Genomic DNA, 24,235 nt, shown 5'->3' with positions numbered 1-24,235 from the left:
AATCTGCCTCTAGTCGTCGACTCCTATCAGAGGAGCATGTTCGCCGTGTCGTTGGGCGCGCCATTCCCGAAACTGCTCCAGCCAGGACAGCAGCGCCGGAATCACCAGCAGCACCAGCAGCGTCGACAGCCCGAGCCCAAATGCGATTGAGGTCGCCATGGGTATCAGAAACTGCGCCTGCAGCGAGGTTTCAAACAGCAGCGGCAACAGGCCACCGATGGTAGTCAACGAGGTCAGCAACACCGCCCGCACGCGCTGAACGGCGGCCTCGTTCAGGGCTTCAGTAATGTCCAGGCCCTTTTTCCGTTGCTGGTTGTAGAAAGCTACGAGGATGATGGCGTTATTGACCACTATTCCGGACAAACCAAACAACCCGAACAGGGACAGGATGGTGAGCTGTAGTCCCATCAGCCAGTGCCCGATCAGGGCTCCGACCAAGGCAAAGGGAATAATCGCCATGACGATCACCGGCAGACTCCAGGACGCGAACACCCAGACCAGCACCACGTACATCAGGCCGAGGCCGATGATCAAGCCGGTCTGCATGTCCGCCAGGGTTTCACGCTGGTCTGCAGCCCGGCCTTCGAAGCTGTAGCGCACGTTATAGCGGCTGGCAATTTCCAGCAGGGCCTCGGCCTGCAGGCTGTCGAGAATCTGGTCGGTGGTGCTGACCTGGGTATTCAGCCCAGAGGTGACCTCCACCGCCAACTTGCCATCGGCATGGCGAAGGGCTTCGAAGCCCTGCCGGTGATCCAGGTTCATAACCTGGCTGAGTGGCACGAAGCGGCCATCCGGCACTCTTACCGTCATCTGTGACAACGTCGAGAGTCGCTCTCGCTGATCCTGGGGCAACTGCACCCGCACTTCCACTTCGTCCCGTCCATCCTGATAGATCTGGGCAATACGGCCATCAAAGGCGGCCCGCAGTTGTCGGCCCAGATCAGAGGTGGTCAGGCCCAGGGCCTCGCCGTAGGCGCTGACCTGATAAATCAGCTGTTCCCGCCCCCAGGGCATGTCGTCTTCCACGTCGAGCACGCCCGGCAGAGTTGATAACGCCTGGGACAGGGCTTCGCCGGCTGCTTTCAGGGACTCGGCATCGTCGCCAGTCAGGCGCACATTAACATCCCGGCCCGGTGGTCCGGCTTGCCGCTCAGAGATACTCAGATTGTCCAGCCCCGCAGGCAGCGCCAGGCGGCTGCGCCACTCGTTTATGAAATCGGGATTGCGAACCAGGCGCTGGTCTGATGGCGCCAGCTCTATGAACATGGCACCGAGCTCTTCACCAGTGCGTGACCGTCCTCCGGACCCAAGGGTTGCGCCCTCGCGGGTAATGGCGTGCCGTATCAGATCGCCGCCGAGGGCTGCCTCGGTCTCGTTCAGGCTACGGCGCATGTCGTCCAGAAACCGGTCCACGGTGCGCTCATCGGTGCCGGCCACAAAACTGACGTTGGCGTAGAAAATCGAGGGCTCGGGCGTGGGGAAAAAATTGAAGCCAAGCCGGCCGCCGACCAGCAAACCGACGGTGACCAGGGCCAGTGCTACTGCGCCAGCCAGGGTTACACCCCGATGCTTAAGACTAAGCAGGGAAAACCGGCGAAACCGGCCTTCCCGGAACTGATCAAATTTCTGCTCAAAACCGGATCGCAAACGCGCCACTGGGTTGCGGCTGGCAGGAGCAGGCTGTTGTTCGCTGCCAGAACCGCCGCGGGGCACGAAAGCGTGACGCAGGTGCGCGGGCAGCACAATAAAGCACTCCAGAAGCGAAGCCACCAGCACACAGATCATCACGGTGGGAATATCACCCAGGATATTGCCGATCACTCCGCCGACCACCAGCAGCGGCATGAACGCCGCCACCGTGGTTAGGGACGACGCCAAAACCGGCCATACCATGCGCTTGGCTGCGCCTTCGGAAGCGTAAATCGACTCTTCTCCCATGCGCGCGTGAGCATCGGCGTCTTCGCCCACAACAATGGCATCGTCAACGATTACCCCCAGCGCCATAATCAGGGCAAACAGTGAAATCATGTTGATGGAGCCACCGATGCCCCACAGCACAGCCATGGACGCGAGGAACGCGGTGGGTATGCCAATCGCCACCCACACGGCCACCCGCCCCGGCAGGAACAGGTACAACAGGCAGACCACCAGCACCAGACCGCCAAGCCCGTTATTAACCAGCAGGGAAATACGGTCGTTCAACAGCTGCCAGGACTGATCATACACTTCCAGAGTCAGGGACGGCGGCAGCGTCGGCCGGGTTTTCTCCAGCCAGTCATCCAGCACCTGGGCCGAGGCCAGGGAATCGCCATTTTCGGCGCGCTGCAGCACAAACTCCGCCGCCGGATAACCGTTGCGACTCAGGGTCATCTGATTATCCCGGGCTTCCTGCCGGATGATGGCAATGTCCCCCAGCCTCAACTGAATCCGCTCACCACTAAGTACCGTGACGTCCTCGAAGGCCTGGGCCGACCGGCGCTGCTCCACCGCCCGCAACTCCCGGGTGGCGTCCTGCTGCGCCATCATGCCCGCAGGCAGATCCCGGGAAATAGAGGCGACCCGGTCGGCAATCTGTTCCAGGGACAGCCCGAGGGTTTCCAGTCGCTCAACCGGCACATCGATACTGATCTGTTGCTCCGGCAGGCCGGAGATTTCAACCCGGTCGATGCCCTGCTCCAGCAGTTCGTCTTCGAACCGGTAACTCAAATCCCTTAATTCTCTGCGATCTACGTCCCCGTACACCAGTAATCGTGCCACCGGTTCGTAGCGTTCAATCCGGGTGACCTGAGGCTCTTCGGCGTCCGCCGGCAGATTGGTGAATTCATCCACCTGCTGATTGACGTCGTCCAGCGCCTGCATGGGATCAGTGCCCTCATGAAACTCCAGGGTGATGGAGGACACACTCTGGGCCGACGTTGACGTCATTTTCTTCAGACCGTCGACGCTTCGCAGCCGCTGCTCCAGCGGATCGGTGATACCCTGCTCGACATCCTCCGCCGAGGCGCCGCTCCAGACTACCCGGACACTGACAATGTCGAGGGCGAAGGTGGGGAAAAACTGCATATTCATCCGGGTCAGCGCCAGGACACCACCCAGCAACATCACCAGCATCACCAGATTGGCCGCAACCCGGTGATGAACAAAAAACCCGATCACCCCTCGGCGGCGTCTCATTCGGCAGCCTCCGCGCCCTTATCATCCGACCGTTCACTGCCCACCGACTCAACCTTCAATCCGGTCATGGCGTTGGGTAGGTGCGTCGTGATCAGTTGTGCGCCGGGCTTCATAGTCTCGCCCGCCACCAGCAACCAGCGCTCGCCATTGTCCGCCAGAGCCTCGCCTATGCGCTCAATCCGGACCCTCTCCATGCGCTGGTCTTGCGTCATCAGGTAAACGGCGTTGGCTCCGTAGAGGGCGCTGAAGGGGATGGCCACGGTATCCGGGCGTTCCGGCCGTTGCAGGTTGACCGGCAGCAACTCACCCGGTCGCAAGCCACCGCCATTGCCAACCAGGGCCAGGATGGCTTCGGTGCCGGCGGCATCTGCGGTACCGGCAAACCGGACCAGTTCAAACCGGTGCTCACCACCTTCACTGGTAGCCATCAGCGTTTCACCCCGGACCAGGGCGTCCAGCAGCTCCGCCCGGAACAGCGCCGGCACCCGTGCCCGCAGCTCAAGGTTCTTATCGGGATAGAGCGACAGCAGAGGTTCGTTCCGGGCCACCAGATCCCCCGGCGCCACCCGGACATCGGTGACCACACCATCGAAGGGCGCCGTTAGCTGTGCCCGCTTGGCGTCCCGCTCGATGGTGGCCAGGTTGGCTTCAGCCTGGGCCAGCTTGGCTTCCAGACTCTGTAATCGGGACGGGTGCTCGTCGATAGCTCGTTGGCGCGTGCTAACCGTCAGCTCCGCCCGGGCCAGGGCATCGGTGGCGGCTTCCAGGTTTTCCTGGGACGCCAGATTGCGCTTAACCAGAGCCTTGGTACGCTCCAGTTGCCGGGCCGCGTTATCACGAATCGCACGCTCGCTCTTAATCGCCGCCCTGTCATTGCGGTGCCTGACCTGCTCGGACTGAAGCTGGGCTTTGAGATCAGCCACCTGGGCCTTGGCCTGGGTCAGAACCGGCTCGATATCGGCATCATCGAGAGCAACCAGAAGGTCCCCGGCCTGCACCCGCTCGCCCTCCGAGACAGGTCGGGCGTCAATGCGTCCAGCCAGTGTCGCGGTGACATTTAACTGCTCAGGCGCCACAACCTGGCCGTACAAGGGCAACAGGGGCGTGTGCCGGCCCGGTTCGACAATCTGGGTGCTCACGCGCCAGCTGCGTTCCGTGGCGCTGACTTCAGCCGGTTCAGGGCGTGTCATCTTGAGCGCGAGGAAACCGAGGACACCAAGGGCAAGAATTATCAACGGAAAGAGTCGTTTGGACATTACTTCATTGCCAGCTAAGGTTAATGGAACCTGCCCAATTCGGGCGCTATTGTCAGTTGTAACCGGAGTAAACCACATTTGACAGCGCAAGCGCATGTTGGCCTGCTAAGTGTCACTCTGATCAATGCCCTGATTGTGGCTGCGGTCGTACTCGTTCACCACGAGTCATTGATCCGCCTCAGCAGCCTGCTGGCCAAAATGCGCCAGCACCACCACTTCCGCATGATTGCCGCGGTCTTCGGCATACTGATCGCGCACACCGTTCAGGTCTGGATCTTCGCTGGCGCCTATTATGCTTTCCACCACGCCGAGGGCTGGGGCGAGCTGATCGGCAACTTCAATGGCAGCCTGCTTGACTGCGTCTATTTTTCTTTCACCACCTTTACCACCCTGGGCTACGGCGATATCGAAGCCCTCGGTGACCTCCGGCACCTGACCGGCATTGAAGGCCTGACCGGGCTGGTGCTGATTACCTGGAGTGCATCCTTCCTGTTTGTGGAAATGCAGCGCTACTGGCCTTCACGCTGACCAGTGCGCTCAACGGTAGCGCCGCTGATCCAGAGTGGTCAGACGATCGGGGTAAAACACCATCAGACCGGTGACAAAGGTGCCATTCACGAAGCCCTCGGGAATCATGAACAGGGGCAAATAACGCAGGTATTCATGCACCAGTTCACCGAACTCATAAACGCCACTGCTCCACAGCATCAGGCACATCACCGTGCCAGCGACCGCCACCGAAATGCCGGCACCAAAAAAACCGCAGAAGAAAATATAGGCGAAAAAGTTGCGGAAATTCTGCCGACGCTCCCACAGCATGATGCCGTGGCTCACCAGCGCCGGCACCATCACGGTGACCAGACCATTGGCGGCAAACATCAGCAGGGGCTCGCGACCGGTAATCACCGTGATCACCAATGCCAACAATCCGGACAACACCGCCAGGGCCCAGCCCAGCATCAGCGTAACCACAGTAATGCCAAATACATGAATGGCCAGCCCTGGTGACAGCCCGGCCCGCAGTTGCCAGAGAAACCCCAAGGCAATGGCCGCCCCGAAAAACGAATGCTGGAGCGCGTTGTCGCTACGGAATGCCCGCCAGTCGATGGTGCGCACCGCCCGGGTCAAGATCAGCAGGAACAGCACCAGCGTGATGATCCACTGACTGGTCGAGAGCAGATTTTCGGTCATACCCATAGTGCACGTGCCGTTGTCTGAATGCCGAAAAGGGAAACTCCATAGTACTGGTCGGCCTCACCCATTGGACAAGCATGCTGACCATCAGACGTTAATACGCTGCGCTACCGACTGTCCGATCAGTCGCTGCCAGGCTTCATAGGTGCTGAGGAAAACCTCACCACTCAGATTGGCCAGTAGATCTGTATTCCTGAGACGGTCCATGACCGGCCCTTTGACCTCGGACAGGTGGAGAACCACGCCAGCATTCCGCAGGCGCTCATTGATGGCTTCCAGGCTTTCCAGCGCGGAGGCATCGATGAGATTCACCGCCGGGCAGACCAGTACGAGGTGTTTCAGCGCCGGTTCCCCGGCAACCAGATCCATAACCCGCTCTTCCAGGAACCGGGCGTTTGCAAAATACAGGCTCTCGTCCACCCGAAGAAAGGTTACCTTTGGGCACAGTTCAACATCGTGGCGCAGCACATTGCGAAAGTGCTCGGTTCCGGGCACCCGGCCAACAACGGCGCTGTGGGGCCGGCTGGTGCGGTACAGAAACAACCCGATGGACAATCCCACACCAGCCATGATGCCGGCCTCAACGCTGTGCACAAGGGTCAACAGGATGGTGGCCAGCATGGCGCCAAAATCGGGCCTGGAATAACGCCAAGTGCGCGCCAATGCAGGCAGATCAATCAGGGTGGCAACCGCCACCATGATAGTGGCAGCCAGCGTCGCCTGGGGCAGATAGGCAATCGCCGGGGTCAGATACAGGGTCGCCAACGCAATCCCTACCGCGGTGAAAGCCCCGGCCGCGGGCGTTTCCGCGCCGGCATCGAAGTTCACCACCGATCGTGAGAAGCCTCCAGTCACCGGCATACCTCCGGACAGGCCGGCGCTAACATTGGCCGCGCCAAGCCCAATCAGTTCCTGGTCCGGATCGATTCGCTGGCGACGTTTCGCGGCCAGGGTCTGGCCCACCGATACCGACTCCACAAAACCCACCACACTGATCAGCAGGGCACTCACTGCCAGCTGCTGCCAAAGTCCCCAGTCGAGGCTGGGCAAAGCCAGGGAGGGCAAACCCGCCGGCACTTGGCCAACCAGCTTTACGCCCTGGGCGCCCAGATTCAGTTGCCAGGCCAGTAAGGTGGTAACCAGGACCGCCAGGATCGGTGCAGTTTTGGTCAGGATATCGGCCAGCCTTGAAGTCAGTCCGGCAGCGCGCAACAGCGGATTCAGGCGTTTGCGCGCCACCAGCAGAAACGCAAGAGCCCCAACACCGACGGCGGCTGTCGCGACGTTGGTCTGACCAATGGAATCCGCCAGAGAATTCAGGATTTCGAGCAGATTGTGGCCGGACGCCTCGACACCCAGAATATGCTTGAGCTGGCTGGCCGCAATGACAATCCCAGATGCAGTGATAAAGGCTGAGATTACGGGATGGCTCAGGAAATTTGCCAAAAAGCCCAGCCGAAGCAGCCCCATGGCTATGAGCATCAGACCGGACAACGACGCCAGCACGACGGCACCGACGAGGTATTCCACCGTACCGGCATCGGCCAGCGGCGCCAGCGCTGCGGCTGTCATCAGCGACGCCACTGCCACCGGCCCTACTGAAAGCGTGCGACTAGTACCGAAAACCGCATACACCGCCAGAGGCAGAATACTGGCGTAAAGGCCCACCTGGGCCGGCAATCCCGCCAGCAAAGCGTAGGCCAGCGACTGGGGAATCAGCATCACGGTGACAATGACCGCCGCCACCAGGTCACTGACGGCCTGGCTACGACCATACCCGGGCAGCCAGTCGAGAAGAGGCAGGTAATGTTTGACGTTCATTGCCGCCTCAGAACCGGTTGATGGGCACTTTCAGATACACCTGGCCATTGTTCTCAGCAGGTGGAAACTGCCCGGCACGCATGTTGACCTGCACCGCGGGCAGTATCAGCTTCGGCATGTCCAGGGTAGCATCGCGCTCAATGCGAAGAGTAACGAACTCCTCTTCGGACACGCCATCATGGACATGAACATTGGCTCTACGTTGCTCTGCCACGGTGGTCATCGCGGTGTAGTCATCCCGGCCCGGGGCTTTGTAGTCGTGGCACAAAAACAGCCGGGTCTCCGGCGGCAGTGCCAGCACTTTCTGAATGGAGCGATACAGGTTGCGGGCGTCGCCACCTGGAAAGTCGCACCGCGCCGTACCGTAATCGGGCATAAACAGGGTGTCACCAACAAAGGCCGCGTCGCCGATAACGTAGGTAAGACAGGCTGGAGTGTGGCCGGGCGTGTGTCGAACCCGGGCCTCGAGCCCGCCTATCCGAAATCGATCCCCTTCCTGGAAAAGCTGGTCGAACTGGCTGCCATCACGAGCGAAATCAGTTCCCGCATTGAAGGCCTTGCCAAAGATTTCCTGAACATCTTGAATGTGCGCGCCGATACCCGTCTTGCCACCCAGTTGCTGCTTCAGATGGGGAGCGGCGGACAGGTGATCGGCATGAACGTGGGTTTCAAGAATCCATTCCACCTCCAGATCGTGACCGCGTACGTAGGTAACAATGTCATTGGCGGAGTCCACAGCGGTGCGGCCGGCAGCGTAATCAAAGTCGAGTACGGAATCCAGAATGGCACAGGCCTGGCTGTCCGGATCCCGGACCACGTAGCTGAACGTGTTAGTGGGCTCGTCAAAGAACGGCTGAACAATAGGGTTAGTCATGACTCTCACCTCTGCCTTATCACTCTATATGTTATAAGGATATACCATTTTGAGATATAGAGTGAAATGCCGTTTCCTAGAGTCCGAGAGGGCCAGAAACGTCAAACGCACAATCCCGGCCCGCCTGCTTGGCCAGATACAGGCGATGGTCAGCCCGCTTGATAACGGCGTCGACAGAGATCATGCGGTCGTCCCGCTCCCGCCCCGAGGCGACTCCCGCACTTACCGTTACAGGAATCGCACGACCTTCGAAGAGGAAATGATCGCTGCGCACAGCCGCCAGAATCCGACCGATTATCTGCTGCACCTCAATCTGGTTAGTGCCGGGAAGCACCACCATGAACTCCTCACCACCGAAACGGGCTACCACGTCAGTTGAGCGAATCAGGTCTTCCAGAATGTTGGCAAACCGACGCAACACAAAGTCACCACCCAGGTGGCCGACGGTATCGTTAATTTGCTTGAAATGGTCGATATCCAGCATGGCGACGGTAAAGTTTTCATCGTAGCGCTCCGCCCGTTCTACCAGCTCGCTGAGGCGCGGCATCAGGTAGCGGCGATTGTGCAGTCCGGTCATCGGATCCCGGATGGACTGACTCAGCAACTGTTCCTCAAGCATATTCCGCTCCAAGGCACCGGACAGCAGGCTGGAAACGATGATCAGCAGATCGTGCAGATCCTGACGCCACTTTCGCGGCGCCAGAGAGTCGAGGCCGAGAAACCCAACGACATCACCTTGGGCCCGCACCGGCACACAAAACACCGACGCGGTGTCGGAGGATGCGGATTCCGTCTCTGATTGAATCACGGCAACGTCGGGTGGTGGTGCGTCTGTGGCACCCGTAACGTGGGCAACCTGATTGTTATCCACCATTTCCAACAGCTGTTTACGCCAACACGGGTAAGCATCAATGGACACAGTCTGGTTTTCATCAACCAGCGAGGGCACACCCTCCCGGCACCATTGATGGGTTTTGGTGATGGCGGTGTAATCTTCCCCAAAAGCGTAAAGATAGGCCCGGTCCATGGAGAAGAACTCACCCACGCTCTTGAGCAACTCATCGATACACTCGTCAATGGTGCCAAACCCCAGGTTGATGAACTCAGTCGATAAGCGGGCCACCAGGCGCTGGAACCCGGCCTGGAATGAATACTCCGATTCACTCTCCCGCAGTTCCTGCTCCAGCACCTTGTAGTGCTGGATGTTGTGGAACTGGCCATACCAGAGTGTGCTGCCATCGGATTCGCGTGTTGGCCGGGACGACGCCTCAAACCATTCGTAGCCATTATCAGGCAGGTGCAGGCGGGCCCGGTATTGCCAGGGCTCCAGAGTGCGGGCGGATTCCCGGATACTCTCCTCCATTCCCTTGATGTCGTCCGGGTGGATGAGGTCGAACAGTGGCTCGGCGTTCTCTTTCAGGGTTTCAGGATCGATACCGAATAGCTGCTGGGTATGGTTGCTGACGTAGGTAAACGCGTGGGACTTGCCATCGGCGCTGAGCCAGTAGGCGAAGAGAATACCGGGCACCGCTGTGGCCAGCTTGTGAAAAAAATCCGCGGACGGAGGAGATGCCGGTCGTTGACGCTTTCTGGTCGGCATGACGGGTACTTCCCTGACCGAGGGCTAATCGCCCCCTTCGAGAAAAGTGTAGCTCACCACAAAGGGCGCAGCGAGAGTCATCGCCGTGGATCCCTCGGCGACATTCAGGCCGGTATTCGGCCTTATACAGGACTCTAATTCTCGACGGTGCAGGACAAGATTCTTGAGAGATGGCTGTATGGCAAGCCAGTTTCCCGATGCCAGCTGTTAAACGCCTCCTGGGCCTGGGTCAGTGCTTTCTTGCTGCCGGGCGAGGCATCCAGCAGCTCTTCCCGGCGCAGGCCGGCAATCACATCCCGGGACAGGATAAAACCGTCCCAGCCGACGTTGCGCAGAAAGTACTGGGCCGTCGCACCTCCCAGCCGGGCACCGTGGCGCTTGAGCCACAACAGCAGGCCAACCTGATCCTCTGACGGCCATTGGCTGAGAAAGGCGCCAAAGCTGCCGTGCTCCCGGGCGGCATCGACGATCATTCGGGCGTTGTCCGGCACGGTGCGGATTTTCTGCATGTTGCGGACGATGCGCTCGTCCTGGGCCAGATCCTCCAGCACTTCTGGCGGCACCTGTTGCCAGTAGATGGGAACAAACCCATCGAAGGCCGCCTCGAAATCAGGCCATTTACGGTTGATCACACGCCAGACAAAGCCGGCCTTAAAAATGCACCGTGTGATCTCCGACAGGTACCGGTCGTCGCCCAGCGCCGCCAATTGACCCGGCTCGGCCAAGGGCGGCAGCAGAGCCTGCAGCGCATTTTCGCCGCCTTTTCGATCCGCGGCCTGCTGATAGATCCTCGCAAAGCTCATTACCTGTCTCCGAATACGATCTTGAAAGTTCGGCCCAATTACCTGGCTGGCACAAACACCGGCGCGCCGTCAGCCTCTACCGTTACCAGTTTCTGGCCGTACAGCTGTTCCAGCGCCGCCGGCACCAGCATGCTCTGCGCCGGCCCCCAACAGGCCTCACCACCGGGATACAGCAGCAACAGGTGGTCACACCAGCGCGCCGCCAGGTTGAGGTCGTGCAGGCACATGAATACGACGTTGCCGGCAGCGGCTTGCCCCGTCAGCAGGCCCATGGTGGCAACCTGATGATGCAGGTCCAGATGATTGGTGGGCTCGTCCAGCAGCCAGAGTCCGGGCGCCTGAGTCATCAGGGTAGCAATGGCAACGCGCTGGCGCTCGCCACCGGACAGTGTGTGTACCAGCCGATCCCGGAGATGGATCACGTCGAGCGCCTCCAGCGCCTGCTCGGCCAGTTCCAGATCAGCCCGGCTTTCCATCTGCCAGGGTAACATCCAGGGATGGCGGCCAATCAGCGCCGTTTCCAGGACCGTCGCCGGGAACCCATCCTGGCGATCCTGAAACACCAGGCCAAGGTGCCGCGCCAACTGCTTGCGCTTCATGCCGGTCACCGGTTGTTCATCCAGCAACACCTGCCCGGCCCTGGGCTGGTGCAGACCGGCCAGGGTGTGCAGCAAGGTGGTCTTACCAACACCATTGGGCCCAAGCACTCCCCACACCTGCCCCGGCTCCACACACAGATTCAGCGGCTGACCCGATGGCCGGCCGGGAATATCGATAATCAGTTCGCTGGTGGTCAGGCCTGTCATGGGTTATCGGCTCCGATACAGCAGGTACAGGAACGTGGGTACGCCCACCAGCGCGGTGATTACACCCACCGGCAGTTGTTCGGGCGCAATCACCACCCGCGCCAGGGCGTCCGCCAGCACCAGCAGGCCACCACCGGCCAGCGCGCAGGCCGGCAGGATCAACCGTTGGTCGTTGCCGAGCACCAACCTGAGCATGTGCGGCACCACCAGGCCTACAAAGCCAACACTTCCAGCCATGGTTACTGCTGTCGCCGTCAGGATGCTCGCCAAAAGGTAAATCAGCCATTCCAGAGGCCGCACCGACACGCCCAGGGCGGCAGCCTGCATTGGCCCCCGAGCCAGCACGTTCAGCGACCGCCCCAGAGGAAACACCAGCAGGCAGACCAACACCAGAATGATCAACGCCGGCCCAGGTGTACCGGCGTGAGACAAGTCGCCCATCAGCCAGTACAGCATGCCCGGCAACCGGCTTGCCGGTGTCATCGCAAGAATCAGGGTAATCAGGGCACCCCAGCCGGAGGCCATCACTACCCCGGTAAGCAAGAGTCTGGAGGGCGTCCAGCTGCCAGTGCCATGGGCCAATCCAAACACCAGCAGGGTCGCCAGCATGGCACCGGCAAACGCCGAGCCGGAAACCACAAAACCGGCGACACCCGCCAGCATCGCCAGCAAGGCACCGACCGCTGCGCCACCCGACAGTCCGAGCACATAGGGGTCCGCCAGGGGATTGCGCAACAACACCTGCATCAGGGCGCCGGCCACGGCGAGCAAGCCGCCGGTCGCAAATGCACTGAGGGTGCGCGGCAAACGCAGATCCAGGATCAGCGTTTGCTGCAATTCGGTGCCACCGCCGGTCAGCACCGCCAGGGTCTGGCCCAGCTCCATGGCACTGGAGCCGATACTGACCGAGATCACCATCGCCACAATACTGATCAGGGCGAGTACGAGCAGCGGGCGCAGAGTGCTAGAGAGTGGCACGGGCGCGCTCCAAAGTTTCACAAAGGTGGCGGGTGCCATCGAGCATGCGGAAGGTTGGCCGTGCCAGCAGCGACGGCGGCTCTACAAACAAATTCTCGCTTTTTACCGCCGCCAACTCCGGAAACTGCTGCCAGCGCGCCAGCCCCGACAGGTCGCTGCTATCCTCGCCCGAAGTCACAATGACGTCAGGGTTGGCCGTCACCACGGCCTCCGCGCTAATCCGCGGCACCAATCGAGGCAAATCGGCAAACACATTCACGCCACCACACAGGGTGATGGCTTTGCTGATCAGCTCCTCACGGTTCACGGTCATCAGGGGCTGGTCCCAAATCTGGAAGAACACCCGAATTGGGCGGGCATCGGCATACTCCGCCTGAAGCTCCGACAGCCCCTGGCGAAAATCGGCGGCGCGCTGCCGACCCAGCTCCGATTGCCCGGTAAGCAAAGCCAGTTGCTCAACCGCCAGGCCGATATCTTCGAAACGACGGGGCGCCAGCCAGAATACGTTGATGCCGATAGCACTCAGCTTCTGCAACTGGGCCCGGGAGTTGCCGTCTATCCAGGCCACCACCAGATCCGGCTGCAATGCCACGATCGCTTCCAGATCCAGCCGGTTGCTGTCGCCGACTTGCGGCAAGGTGACCGCCTCAGGCGGATAGTCGCTCCAGGCACTGACGGCAACGATGCGGTCACCGGCACCAGCGCTGAACAGCAGTTCGGTGGCACCGGGAGAAAGGGACACAATGCGCTGCGCCGGGCTCGCGAGACACTGCTGGCGCTCAAGTGCATCGTGCGCACAAAGTTCAGCCCCGGCCCAGACACGGGTCGCCAGCAGCACCAGGGCGACTACGGTGAGCACAATTTTTTTGCCAAACACCCGTGCCGTCCGCAGGTTCCCCGGTCTGTCCATGCTGGCTCCCGCCAATTGGCTAATTCATGTTACCGAACGAAATCATACCGTACCGACAGGAATACGGTTCGGCCAGCACTGATGAAATTAGTGTTGTCGAATCGCTTGGCAGTGCTGTATTCGCGATCCAGGACATTGTCCACCGTCAGTGTGGCGAGCCAGCCAGGGGCCAGATTCCGGGATGCGCGCAAATCCCACACACCGAAGCCTGCAATACGTTTGCGGTCAACCTGAAACGTGGATGGGTTGAAAATCGCGTCGTACCTGAAACTTTCGGCACGGACAGACGTTCCGAGAACCCATTCACCCAGCTCTTTATCCAAATCTACCCGCAGAGTGTTCTCTGCCCGGCGAATAAGCTGCTCATCGTCTTCTTTATTTTCGTAGTTTCCAACCGTAGCGGCCGCCTTTAGGGTCCAGCCTCGGGCCTGCCAGCCACCGCTGAATTCAACACCGCGCAGACGGGCTTCGGGCACACTGCCGGCGGAATCCTGGGACGGCAGGGACAGATCCTCTACATCGGTGTGGAACACCGCCACATCCCAGAACCAGCGCACGTAGCGGCCTTCGAGACCAAGCTCGTAGCTGGTCGCTTCCTCGGGTTTCAGATCCGGATTGCCGAAGCCGGGGAAGTACAAGTCGTTAAACGAAGGCGCCTTGAAAGATGTGCCAACGCTGGACCGGACCCGGTGGTTGCGATCAAGCTCGTAGCCAACACCAGCGCCCCAGGTGGTCTCCTTGCCATAGGCCTCGTTGTCATCGTTCCGTAAGCTGAAATGGGTGTCCAGCGGACCGAAATTCAACAATGCCTGACCGAACACCGCGGTGTTGGACCGGCTGGATTCATCGTAAGCGGTGGTGCTTTCGACCCGGTCGACCAGGTGCTCTGCACCAAGCACAAACTCATGGGTACCGGCGGTAAACCAGTTTTCCAGACGAGAACTGCGGGTCTGGGTATTGAACTCACCGGGGAAGCTGCTGAAATCTTCCAGCTCATCCCGGGCATCAGAAAACTGAACTACAGAACGCCAGTTGCTGGTGATCGGGACTTCCAGATTCACACCGGCCACCTGGAACAGGAAATCCTCCTCCCCGCCCTCATACTCGGTATTGCCCTTGGCACCGAGAAAGGTAAAGCCGGTGCGCACGCCATTACTGAATTCATGGCTGGCGCTGGCAACACCGGAGCTGTTGTCATAGCCCTTGTCCTCGCCACCTTCGACCACTGGTGCGCCGTCGGTGCGGAAGTAATTGGCGGCGACATTGATCCGCGAGCCGCCTTCCACAGCAGACGCACCTGCGCCGTACTGCTGGCTGTCGAGATTACCCCCACCGGCTTCCACCCAGCCTCGCGTCCCCTGACCAGTTGGTGTGGTAAAGGCCTGAATCACGCCGCCGACTGCATCGGCGCCATAGAGACTGCTGCGACTGCCGCGCACAATCTCGACCCGGTTCACCAACTGCGGCGGCAGATACTGCCAGGCCGGACCACCGACAGTGGCCGAGCGGATGCGAATGCCGTCCACCAGCAGAATCGATGCGTCTGAAGCGTTACCCCGCAGAAAAACACTGGTCTGTTTGCCGTAGGACCCATTACCCACCACCGACACGCCCGGCTGGGAGGCAATCACTTCCCGGAATTCCTTTGGCTGCTGGCGACGTATGTCTTCCTGTTCGATAACAGTGACCGACGACAGACTCTCACCCACCGTTTTCGGGCCAAGCGTGGCCGTGACCACGATTGGATCCATCAACTCCGGATCTTGGTTGGTTTCGGCTGCAACAGCGAGAGGCAGGGTAAGAAGAGAAAGGCCTGCGATCTTGGCAGGAAAAGGACAACTAGCCATGTGTACTTGCTCCGTATTCCGCGCGCACCCGCACGGGAATTATCGTTATTGCTGCGGAACAGGTAGACAGGGGCGGGCGGTGGTCTGGCAAGGAGGCTGAAACCGGGGGATCGCCCACCCACAGTCGCCCACCGCAACGTCGGGTGTTTTTGCGGGCCGGTCTCCGGGCTTGCAGGCGGAACCCATAGAGGGTTCCCGGGCAATCACCTTCCCATGCAAAAGCACAGTGGCGCGTCAGATTGCCTTTATCCTGCTTACCGTTGCGGGGGCAGCATCGGACTTTCCGGCTAACGCCGGGTACACCGATTTCCCGTTTCACCCGTCGCGCTTTGCGACGGACACCTGCAAAAAGTGGCGCAAGGCTAACAACAGAGCCGCAAGTTTTCAATTAAACCTGAGCGCAGCCTCCTTTCCTGCACTTCACATCCATCAAAACCCAACCGCTACCCACGAAATACCATTACCTATGCTTGCCGGGCCAAAAACGATCCCGGCTCCCCTCTGCACTTTATACACACCGTTGCCTTGAATCCGCGCGCAGCCTGGCGTCGCGAGAAAACACGGGACCTGCTCCGCCCCAACTTGGCCCAATGTGAACTAAATCACACTTTTAGATTCATGTTACAAACCGTTTCGCATTGTTACAAAACTCATAGCTAGATGCGTTCCCAGATTTGCCTCCAACAATAAAAACCGGCGCATACCCAGCGTCAAAGAGCCCGAGGAGAGGCCCGATGAAAAACAGCAAAGGCACTCCGATGCCCAAAACCCTGACGGCGATACTGATGGTTGTCTGCATGCTGGTATTGCCGGCCTGTAAAGACGACGGTAGCAGCGGATCAAGCGATAAGACTCAGTCACCTGCCCCGACCTTACCCTCCCAACCGTCCAAACCCGGCACGCCTCAAATCCTTGCCAACCGATATAGCCCGGCCAATGGCTGTTACACCCTGGCAACCTCAAACGGCTTCGTGGCCGCCAGCCCACACAACGAACGGTATGGCGCTACCGGGGAGGCCAACGGGGCGACGCCTTTCTACCTGAGGCCGACGGCCCTGGGCTCTTACCTGCTGATGTCCGGCTTTCAACGAAACCCCGGCGGCATGGGTGACTTCGACCTGCTCGGCATCAGCGATCCCGCCGGCGAACTTCTCGACGATACTGGCAACTTTGTCGGTGAGATCAGCTACCTGGTCGCAGGCCTGGGCGACACCACCAACCTGGTGCTGGACCCGATTGCACCGCTGGGAGGGCTTCTAAGGGAGCTGGGCGAAAGCCTTGAGGAGGCGGGCAACCGAACCGGCGACATCACGGTGGCGCCTGCACTTGCCATGGTCCATGCCCCCAGCGACCTCGCGGTGTGGCGACTGAACCCTACCGGGGACAACCGCTTTTCCCTGGCCTCAGAGGTGACAGGACTGTTGCTCGGAGTTGAGGACGGCAACCTGACCCTGACCTCGCCTTCCCTGGCCGACGCCAGCAACGAATTCCGTCTGATCCCCGCCCAGGGCTGCGATAGCTACCCGGAAGCCGAACTCAATGTCGAAATGCTGAGCAATACCGGTCCCGCCATCTATCTGAAAGAGGTCGAGCGATTCCGAAAGGTTCCGGGCATCGACAAAAACGATGTGTTCGGGTTCGTTGACACGCACTCCCATATCTCGGCCTACGAATTCATCGGCGGCCGGGTCAACTACGGTGCGCCGTTCCATCGATTCGGAGTCACCCACGCCCTGGAAGACTGCGAGGCGGTACACGGCCCCTGGGGCGCAACCGGATTCGTTGAGCTAGCCACATCGGGCATCGGCCTCCACGATACCCAGGGTTGGCCGGGCTTCAATGACTGGCCCCGTCACAACTCGCTGCAACACCATCAAAGTTACTACCGTTGGCTGGAGCGGGCACACCTGTCCGGCATGAAGATTCTGGTAAACCACCTGGTTCACAACGAAGTGCTTTGCCGGATCAATCCCCAGAAGAAAAATGACTGCGATCCGATGGAAGCCATCCTGCTGCAGATCCAGCGCATGTACGAGATGCAGGATTACATCGACGCCCAACACGGAGGCCCGGGGCTCGGCTGGTTCCGCATTGTCACCAGCGCCGGCCAGGCCCGGGAGGCCATTGCAGATGGACACCTGGCGGTGGTGCTGGGCATTGAAATGTCCAAGGTATTCCGCTGCGGCGAGTTTCTCGGTGTCGCCGAATGCACGCGCGAAGACATTGTCGAGCGCCTTGATCAGCTTTACCGGCTGGGGGTTCGCAATATTTTCCCGGTACACAAGTTCGACAATGCCTTCGGTGGTCACCTGCCCGACCTGTCCAGCGGTGTCGGCATTGGCGCCATCCTCTATGGCGGCAACCTGCTTGAGACTGGCCACCCCATTGAGTTCGAATCCTGCCCGGAGGAGGTGGAATACGCCGGCTATGAGCCGGACCAGAACCCATCGTTGCAACCCTTCGGCCTGATCGACCAGCTGCTGTTCCAGATCGACTACGTGGGCGACCGTTTTCCCGAAACACCTGAGGAAATGGCGGCTCTGGATCCCCGACGCGGTACCGACCAGCACTGCAACCAACGGGGCCTGAGTAATCTTGGTGACTTCCTGATCCAGGAACTGATCAAACGCAAGATGATGATCGAGACCGACCACATCAGCCGCAAGGCCGCCGCCCGGATCCTGGCCCTGACCAAACCCCTGAACTACCCGGTCATCAACAGCCACGGCGGCTGGGGTGGCACCGAGGCCTTGCGTGACCGCATCGCCGCCCAGGGCGGCATCAGCGCTTCGTTTGGCAGCACCCGGGGCAAATGGGTGGACAAGCTGACCCGGGACGGCAATCGGCCTCGGTCTGCGGAGTTCAAGGTTGGGCCCTTTGGTGGTGCCGGTTTTGCCTCTGACGTCAATGGCATTGCCCAGCTTGCCTCCAACCCCGGCAGTCCCTCCGACGAGATGTCGCTGTACCCGTTTACTTCGGTTGACGGTCGCGTGCAATTCCACAAGCAACGCACCGGTGACCGCGAGTTCGGCCTGTACGACGGCTGGGGGGTAGCCCACTACGGTCTCTATCCCGACCAGATCGAGGACATGATCCGCCACAGCGATCGTTCGCCGGAGCAGATCGACGACGCCGTCAACCAGCTGTTCACATCCGCGGAAGCCTATCTGCGGATGTGGGAGCGCATTGAGAACGCCCCTCAGTGAATCGATTACCCGGAGACTAACCATGACAACAAGGAACCATTTACGGCGCCAGGTGCCCGGATTTCTGACCACAATGGTCGCGAGTCTGATGTTGGCTGGTTGCCTCGGCGGTGGCGATTCGTCATCCCCGCAAGCCAAGGAAAATGAAGCCCGAACCACGAAACCGTCCACATCACCCCCGGTGATCACAACACCTGGCAATCCCTTCAGTGAGGGGCGGACGTTCTTTGTCGAAGCCGGCCCGAATGCCACGCGTGACATGGTCAGCGCCATGATTCAGCTGCGCCCCGGCGACACTCTGGAATTCGCCTGCGGTTTTATCGAACTTGAACATGGCCTGCTGATTCAGGCCACCGAAGATGTGACGGTAAAAGGGTGTGGCAAGGACGAAACCGTGCTGTCGTTCCGCGACAGTGACAACGTGACCGGTCTGGAAGCCCTGAACGTTCGTGGTATTACGGTGCGCGATCTAACCATTGCCGACTCTCCCGGCGACGCCTTCAAGCTCAAAGGGGTCAAGTGGGGCACCCTGCTCAACGTTCGGGCTTACTGGTCTGGTGGTGGCGAGCCGGTCACCGCCAGCAACTATACCGAGCGACTGCAGGTCGGGTGCACCCAGCCGCCCATGAACCCGGGCGATCCGACCCCGGACTATGTCCCCAGCTCGGCCAGTGGCCGTTACGGCATCTACCCCGTGGAATCGGAAAACATCCTGGTGGACAACGCTGAGTCTGTGGGCGCCTCTGATGCTGGCATCTACGTTGGCCAGACCAACACCGCCATCATTCGGAACAGCCGCGCGGTGTACAACGTGATGGGGTTCGAGATCGAGAACGTTCAAGGCGGTGAGTACGACAACAACCTGGCTGAGTGTAACACCGGTGGTTTCCTGATCTACGACCTGGAAAACATCACCCAGTACGGCGACACCTCAGTGATGCTCAACAACCTTGCTCGCAACAACAACACCTACAACTTTGCCCACAGCGGCCTGGTATCAGCGGTACCGCGGGGCACAGGGTTCCTGACTCTGGGCTACGACAACATCGAAATCGTCAATAACACCTTCGAAGATCACAGCACCGCTGCCATCATCTATGCCAGTTACGAGCTGATCGACGGCAAAGACAAGACGACCGATAAGAAACTGGACCCCTACACCGAAGGGCTTCACATTCACGACAACATTCTGCGTAATTCTGGTTACGATCTGCCGCCACCGAATTTCGAAAAAGTAGTGCTCGAAGGCCAGGTAGAAAGTGTCCTGCCCACCCTGATTGGACTGAAGAACATCACCAACCCGGGAAAAGGCGCACACATCGTTTGGGACGGCCTACTGGATGACTTGGACGCCGACTGCCCCTATCCGGTGGACGCTAACGGCGACCCGGTACCCCAGGACAGCAATGGCAAACCCATCCACACCAATGAGCACCCCAATCCGGCCTGCCACTACAACGCCTACAAGTTTGATAGCCAGGCCACCCGGAAGGAGCCGCAATGGGGTTCCTGCTTCCACCACAACGCCTTCGAGGGAAAAGGCCAACCCTACCTGAACTTCCACGGCACCCAGGGCCTTGAGCTGGCTTTGGCCGCGGCCGAACAGGACACCAGCATCCTCAGCCTCGAAGGCCTGCAATCGGTGCTCGCCGGCCTCGACGGCGCCGTCGGCGACACCGACCCGTCCGTGCACGATTGCCAGGCCCGCTTTGGCAAGCTGCTGCCACCGCTACCCCGGGTGACCATTCCGCCGTTCGAACGCAGCGGGACCGTGGACCCGGCGCCGAGTCAGGCGGAAATTGACCGGCTGTGCAGCAAGCCCGTCCGTTCCGGCCAGGTGAACTGGGCTGCAACGGCCGTCAACTGTCCCCGACTGGACCAGTACAACCTGTTTGCCGATCCCGGAGATCCCCGCAGCACCCCACATGACAACGGTCTGCCCTACGTTCTTAACAGCAAACTGTTTTCCGATTACGCCACCAAGTACCGGGTTGCCTTCATGCCACCTGGCACCCGGGCGGTGTACCGGGACGGCCAGGGTGGCAACAACCTTAATGGCACCCTCCATTTCCCCAATGGCACGGTGCTGGCCAAGACCTTTGCCTTCACCGATGAGGGCGAGGGCACTGAAGAGCTGGTTGAAACCCGGCTTTTGGTCAAGCGAACCAGCTCAACCGGCGGTGCGTTCTGGGACGGAATCACCTACATCTGGGAGACTGACAGCAACGGTAAGCCTATCACCCGACTGGCTCCTGAGGGTGGCACCCGGGCTGTGAGCTGGCACTATCAGGATCACACCTCTGGTCAGCTGTTAACTGGTTCCAGCCCAGCCTACGCGATCCCCAACGCCAACCAGTGCATCACCTGCCACAGCAACGATGATCAGGAGTCCGGATCCGCACCAATTGGCCCGAAACCGCGCAACCTGAACCGCGCCTACACACCGGAGTCTGCGTTCATGGGGACCCGTGGTCAGGGCGGCTTTCCACAGGTCAACCAGCTTCAATACTGGGTGGATCAGGGCCTACTGACCAATGTGCCGGATCTGGAACTGGATGGCCGGGGCGTGGCCACCAATATAGAGCGGCTCCCGCACTGGAATCTGCCCGGCGACAGTGGCGCACCTGCCGGTACGGATGCCGATGTCGAGGCGCGCCTTCGAGCCTACCTGGAAGTAAACTGCCAGCACTGTCACAACGATCGCGGCGCAGCCTCTAACACCGGATATTATCTTGATCATTTCCGCGCCGTGGACGCAGGCTACGGAATCTGCAAGAAACCCACTGCCACGGGCGGAGGCTCGTGCGGTCGCCAGCACATTGTGGTTCCGGGACAGGCCGACAGCTCCATAGTGGAATGCCGGTTAGCCAGCGCCAACGATCCGCAACGGCGCATGCCACCTATAGCCCGCAGTGTCGCGCACACCGAAGGCGTGGCGCTGCTGCGACAATGGATTAATCAGGTTGTAGATAGCGACTACAGCAACGGCGATGCCTGCGGCAATGGAAGCATCTTTCAGTCCTTACCTAACTGACCCACAGTTGTCCGGAGGCCGTCGCCACGGCCTTCGTCTTTTTGCTCCCGCCTATGGCCCTGCTATATTGGGGCCTGCACTCCTCCATCAACGCTTTAATCAGGAATTTCGTGCATGCAGGCCGAGCTGATCGATATCCGCAACCACATGGCCAACTACCCACCCTTTGACGAAATGCCCGAAGAGTTGCTCGACCGGGTAGTCGGTACCATCGAGGTGGAGTATTTCCGCGCCGGCACCAGCATCCTGGAATTTGGCAAGGCTAACCACTGGCTGTACTACATTCGCAGCGGTGCGGTGGAAATCTACCGACGCTCCGGAGAGCTGTACAACCGAATCGGCGAGGGTGAAATTTTTGGCCAGTTCGGTCTGCTGATGCATCAAAAAGTGCGTTTCCCGGCAAAAGCCTTGGAAGACACTCTGATCTACCGATTCCCTGAAGAAATCTTCCGACTCTTATTCGAAAATGACGACAATTTCGCCGATTTTGTCGAAGTTGAGGACAATTCAAGACTTCGCTCAGCGCTCTCCCGGCGGGAGAAGTCAAACGAGCTGATGACGTCCCGGGTTACTCGGCTGATTACTCGGGAGCCGGTCTCGGCGCCTTGCACGGTGCGCCTGCAGGAGGCTGCCCGGATCATGACCGACCAGGGTGTCTCGGCGTTGCTGCTGATGGAGGAAAACAAGGGCCATACCGATCTTAAAGGCATCATCACCGATCGGGATCTGCGCACCCGTGCCCTGGCGGAAGCTCTGCCCTCGGAGACTCCAATCCGGGACATCATGTCCGAGGACCTGATCACCATTCGCGATAACGCGTTTATCTTCGAAGCCATGCTAACCATGCTGCACAACAACGTGCATCACTTGCCGGTGATGGACAAGCATGAGGTTCGCGGGGTGATTGCGCTGTCGGACATCGTCAAGTACGAGAGCCAGAGCAGTCTCTACCTGGTCAGCAACATCTATCACCAGCAGGATGTTCGGGGCTTGCAGAAAATCAGCCGGGACGTGCGCGACAGCTTTGTCCGCATGGTGAACGAAGACGCCAACTCCCATATGATCGGCAGCGCCATGGCCGGCATCGGGCGCAGCTTTACCCAACGGCTGCTGGAGCTGGGCGAGGAGAAACTGGGGCCGCCGCCTGTTCCCTATTGCTTCATGGCACTGGGTTCCATGGCCCGGGACGAACAGCTGGTGGTCACCGACCAGGATAACGCCATGATCCTGGACGACAGCTTCAACCCAAAAGAGCACGATGAGTACTTCCTGGCCCTGGCCAAGTTCGTCAGCGATGGCCTGGCTGAGTGCGGCTACACCTACTGCACCGGCGACATCATGGCCACCAACCAGAAATGGCGCCAACCACTGCACGTGTGGAAGGGTTACTTCACCGACTGGATCGAAAACCCGAAGGCCGAAGCGCTGCTGAACAGCAACATCTTCTTCGACCTGGACGGCATCTACGGCAAAACCGATTTCGCCGAAGACCTGAAGACCCTGGTGGCGGAAAAGGCCAGCAACAGTCAGCGCTTCCTAACCATGCTGGCCCGTAACGCCCTGAACCGGACCCCGCCCATCGGCTTCTTCCGCAGCTTTGTCCTGGAAGAGGACGGTCAGCAGCGTAAGAGTTTCAACCTGAAACGCCGGGGCACCGCACCTCTTTCTGATCTCATCCGGGTGCACGCCCTGGCCTGCGGTTCCCGGGCCCAGAACTCGTTCGAACGCCTGAGGGCCATTGGACAGACCAAGCTGTTGCTCGATGACGATTTGGGTAACTTGCGGGATGCTCTGGAATTTATTGCTATTGTCCGAATCAGACACCAGGCTATCGCCATCGAGGAAGGCCGAGAACCCGACAACAACGTGCGACCGGAGGATCTGTCGCCGTTTGAGCGCAGTCATCTGAAAGACGCGTTCCAGGTGGTCAGCAATGCCCAGAAATTCCTTCGCTTCCGCTACAATGCGGGGGTGGGGCGCAATGTCCCATAAAGCGGCCGTCGTCTCCACCCAGACACCTGACTGGTCAGAGCGTTTCGACGCCCTGGCCCGGGAAGCCCAGCACCCGCTGCTCAAGGAGTATTACGCGGCCGGCTGCATTGCCCCGGACACGCCCATCAGCGAGGTGCCGATGGTTGCCATGGATTTCGAAACCACCGGCCTGAACCCGGACCAACACTCCATCGTCAGTGTCGGACTGGTGCCCTTTACCCTGAAGGGTATTCAACTGAGCGCAGCCAGGCACTGGGTGGTTCGGCCCCGATTGCCACTTCACCAAACCTCCATCGAAATCCACGGCATCACCCATGCCGACATCGCCAAGGCGCCAGACCTGGAAGACATCCTGGACCCAATGTTTGAGCTGCTCCGGGGCCGGGTTCCCGTGGTGCACTATCGCAGTATTGAGCGGGGATTCCTGGACGTTGCCCTGAGGTGGCGGCTGGGCGAAGGCATTGAGTTTCCGGTGTTGGACACCATGGCCATTGAGGCGCATCTGCATCCGAACCGGCGCCCCACTCGGTGGCAGCAATTCTGGGGCGAGAAGCCGGTGTCGATCAGGCTCGCCGATAGCCGCATTCGCTATGGTCTGCCCCATTACGCCGCCCACAATGCCCTGATCGACGCCATCGCGACGGCCGAACTGTTGCAGGCGCAGATCTATCATCACTTCGGTCCAGAGGCCCCGGTCCGGGACCTCTGGCTATAACGGTGGGATACGACTGCGGCTGTTA

The 24,235-nt window shown here is 60.0% G+C and carries 16 protein-coding genes and 1 riboswitch; of the genes, 5 read left to right on the top strand and 11 right to left on the bottom strand.

Annotation, left to right across the window (positions count from 1 at the left end; all coding sequences use genetic code 11):
• Positions 1 to 9: 9 nt before the first annotated feature.
• Positions 10 to 3,174 carry an efflux RND transporter permease subunit gene (locus FCS96_RS08835; protein WP_138439990.1) on the bottom strand — a complete coding sequence of 1,055 codons (3,165 nt, stop codon included), beginning with the start codon at positions 3,172 to 3,174 and terminating at the stop codon, positions 10 to 12.
• Positions 3,171 to 4,430 (bottom strand): efflux RND transporter periplasmic adaptor subunit, encoded by a 1,260-nt coding sequence (locus FCS96_RS08830; RefSeq protein ID WP_138439989.1) that lies wholly within the window; start codon positions 4,428 to 4,430, stop codon positions 3,171 to 3,173. The genes FCS96_RS08835 and FCS96_RS08830 overlap by 4 nt, the downstream gene beginning before the upstream one ends.
• Before the next feature lie 102 nt (positions 4,431 to 4,532).
• On the opposite strand from FCS96_RS08830, the gene FCS96_RS08825 reads away from it, so the two are divergent.
• Positions 4,533 to 4,958, top strand: coding sequence for a potassium channel family protein (locus FCS96_RS08825; RefSeq protein ID WP_228264079.1), 426 nt, complete (start codon positions 4,533 to 4,535; stop codon positions 4,956 to 4,958).
• Positions 4,959 to 4,967: 9 nt separating this feature from the next.
• On the opposite strand, the gene FCS96_RS08820 is transcribed toward FCS96_RS08825, so the two are convergent.
• From FCS96_RS08820 to FCS96_RS08780, 9 genes are all read right to left on the bottom strand, one after another.
• Positions 4,968 to 5,627 carry an energy-coupling factor ABC transporter permease gene (locus FCS96_RS08820; protein ID WP_138439987.1) on the bottom strand — a complete coding sequence of 220 codons (660 nt, stop codon included), beginning with the start codon at positions 5,625 to 5,627 and terminating at the stop codon, positions 4,968 to 4,970.
• Positions 5,628 to 5,711: 84 nt separating this feature from the next.
• Positions 5,712 to 7,445 (bottom strand): SulP family inorganic anion transporter, encoded by a 1,734-nt coding sequence (locus tag FCS96_RS08815; RefSeq protein WP_138439986.1) that lies wholly within the window; start codon positions 7,443 to 7,445, stop codon positions 5,712 to 5,714.
• A 7-nt stretch (positions 7,446 to 7,452) separates the two neighbouring features.
• Positions 7,453 to 8,319 carry an MBL fold metallo-hydrolase gene (locus tag FCS96_RS08810; protein WP_138439985.1) on the bottom strand — a complete coding sequence of 289 codons (867 nt, stop codon included), beginning with the start codon at positions 8,317 to 8,319 and terminating at the stop codon, positions 7,453 to 7,455.
• Positions 8,320 to 8,395: 76 nt separating this feature from the next.
• A complete protein-coding gene (locus tag FCS96_RS08805; RefSeq protein WP_138439984.1) occupies positions 8,396 to 9,919 on the bottom strand; it encodes a sensor domain-containing diguanylate cyclase in 1,524 nt (507 codons plus the stop codon).
• A gap of 134 nt (positions 9,920 to 10,053) precedes the next feature.
• The gene (locus FCS96_RS08800) at positions 10,054 to 10,722 is read right to left on the bottom strand and encodes a DNA-3-methyladenine glycosylase I (protein WP_138439983.1); all 669 of its coding nucleotides are present in this window, start codon (positions 10,720 to 10,722) and stop codon (positions 10,054 to 10,056) included.
• A gap of 38 nt (positions 10,723 to 10,760) precedes the next feature.
• Entirely contained in the window at positions 10,761 to 11,528 is a 768-nt protein-coding gene (locus FCS96_RS08795; RefSeq protein ID WP_138439982.1) for an ABC transporter ATP-binding protein, read from the bottom strand.
• Between the two features lie 3 nt (positions 11,529 to 11,531).
• Positions 11,532 to 12,506: a FecCD family ABC transporter permease gene (locus FCS96_RS08790; protein WP_138439981.1), complete on the bottom strand. Its 975-nt coding sequence runs from the start codon at positions 12,504 to 12,506 to the stop codon at positions 11,532 to 11,534.
• On the bottom strand, positions 12,493 to 13,416 hold the full coding sequence (locus FCS96_RS08785; RefSeq protein WP_138439980.1) for a cobalamin-binding protein: 924 nt from the start codon (positions 13,414 to 13,416) through the stop codon (positions 12,493 to 12,495). Before FCS96_RS08785 ends, FCS96_RS08790 begins: the two co-directional genes overlap by 14 nt.
• Positions 13,417 to 13,445: 29 nt before the next feature.
• Entirely contained in the window at positions 13,446 to 15,263 is a 1,818-nt protein-coding gene (locus FCS96_RS08780) for a TonB-dependent receptor domain-containing protein (protein WP_138439979.1), read from the bottom strand.
• 137 nt (positions 15,264 to 15,400) lie between these two features.
• A riboswitch (cobalamin riboswitch) is annotated at positions 15,401 to 15,624 on the bottom strand.
• 373 nt (positions 15,625 to 15,997) lie between these two features.
• Here FCS96_RS08780 and FCS96_RS08775 point away from each other — a divergent pair.
• The 4 genes from FCS96_RS08775 (at position 15,998) to FCS96_RS08760 (ending at position 24,210) form a co-directional block, all read left to right on the top strand.
• A complete protein-coding gene (locus tag FCS96_RS08775) occupies positions 15,998 to 18,469 on the top strand; it encodes an amidohydrolase family protein (protein WP_138439978.1) in 2,472 nt (823 codons plus the stop codon).
• A 22-nt stretch (positions 18,470 to 18,491) separates the two neighbouring features.
• Positions 18,492 to 21,503 carry a parallel beta-helix domain-containing protein gene (locus tag FCS96_RS08770; protein WP_212747060.1) on the top strand — a complete coding sequence of 1,004 codons (3,012 nt, stop codon included), beginning with the start codon at positions 18,492 to 18,494 and terminating at the stop codon, positions 21,501 to 21,503.
• Positions 21,504 to 21,617: 114 nt separating this feature from the next.
• Entirely contained in the window at positions 21,618 to 23,495 is a 1,878-nt protein-coding gene (locus FCS96_RS08765) for a putative nucleotidyltransferase substrate binding domain-containing protein (protein ID WP_138439977.1), read from the top strand.
• Positions 23,485 to 24,210 (top strand): 3'-5' exonuclease, encoded by a 726-nt coding sequence (locus tag FCS96_RS08760; protein ID WP_138439976.1) that lies wholly within the window; start codon positions 23,485 to 23,487, stop codon positions 24,208 to 24,210. The genes FCS96_RS08765 and FCS96_RS08760 overlap by 11 nt, the downstream gene beginning before the upstream one ends.
• Positions 24,211 to 24,235: the final 25 nt, after the last annotated feature.

Origin of the sequence: Marinobacter alexandrii (assembly GCF_005871205.1) — a bacterium.
Lineage (GTDB): Bacteria > Pseudomonadota > Gammaproteobacteria > Pseudomonadales > Oleiphilaceae > Marinobacter > Marinobacter alexandrii.
The sequence above is the reverse complement of the archived record's forward strand: the minus strand, read 5'-3'. Positions and strand labels throughout refer to the sequence as shown.

What these genes read in the sequence shown, in the direction of transcription:
- FCS96_RS08835 (WP_138439990.1), bottom strand. Translation starts at nt 3,174, where the DNA reads ATGAGACGCCGCCGAGGGGTGATCGGGTTTTTTGTTCATCACCGGGTT.
- FCS96_RS08830 (WP_138439989.1), bottom strand. Translation starts at nt 4,430, where the DNA reads ATGTCCAAACGACTCTTTCCGTTGATAATTCTTGCCCTTGGTGTCCTC.
- FCS96_RS08820 (WP_138439987.1), bottom strand. Translation starts at nt 5,627, where the DNA reads ATGGGTATGACCGAAAATCTGCTCTCGACCAGTCAGTGGATCATCACG.
- FCS96_RS08815 (WP_138439986.1), bottom strand. Translation starts at nt 7,445, where the DNA reads ATGAACGTCAAACATTACCTGCCTCTTCTCGACTGGCTGCCCGGGTAT.
- FCS96_RS08810 (WP_138439985.1), bottom strand. Translation starts at nt 8,319, where the DNA reads ATGACTAACCCTATTGTTCAGCCGTTCTTTGACGAGCCCACTAACACG.
- FCS96_RS08805 (WP_138439984.1), bottom strand. Translation starts at nt 9,919, where the DNA reads ATGCCGACCAGAAAGCGTCAACGACCGGCATCTCCTCCGTCCGCGGAT.
- FCS96_RS08800 (WP_138439983.1), bottom strand. Translation starts at nt 10,722, where the DNA reads ATGAGCTTTGCGAGGATCTATCAGCAGGCCGCGGATCGAAAAGGCGGC.
- FCS96_RS08795 (WP_138439982.1), bottom strand. Translation starts at nt 11,528, where the DNA reads ATGACAGGCCTGACCACCAGCGAACTGATTATCGATATTCCCGGCCGG.
- FCS96_RS08785 (WP_138439980.1), bottom strand. Translation starts at nt 13,416, where the DNA reads ATGGACAGACCGGGGAACCTGCGGACGGCACGGGTGTTTGGCAAAAAA.
- FCS96_RS08780 (WP_138439979.1), bottom strand. Translation starts at nt 15,263, where the DNA reads ATGGCTAGTTGTCCTTTTCCTGCCAAGATCGCAGGCCTTTCTCTTCTT.
- FCS96_RS08775 (WP_138439978.1), top strand. Translation starts at nt 15,998, where the DNA reads ATGAAAAACAGCAAAGGCACTCCGATGCCCAAAACCCTGACGGCGATA.
- FCS96_RS08770 (WP_212747060.1), top strand. Translation starts at nt 18,492, where the DNA reads ATGACAACAAGGAACCATTTACGGCGCCAGGTGCCCGGATTTCTGACC.
- FCS96_RS08765 (WP_138439977.1), top strand. Translation starts at nt 21,618, where the DNA reads ATGCAGGCCGAGCTGATCGATATCCGCAACCACATGGCCAACTACCCA.
- FCS96_RS08760 (WP_138439976.1), top strand. Translation starts at nt 23,485, where the DNA reads ATGTCCCATAAAGCGGCCGTCGTCTCCACCCAGACACCTGACTGGTCA.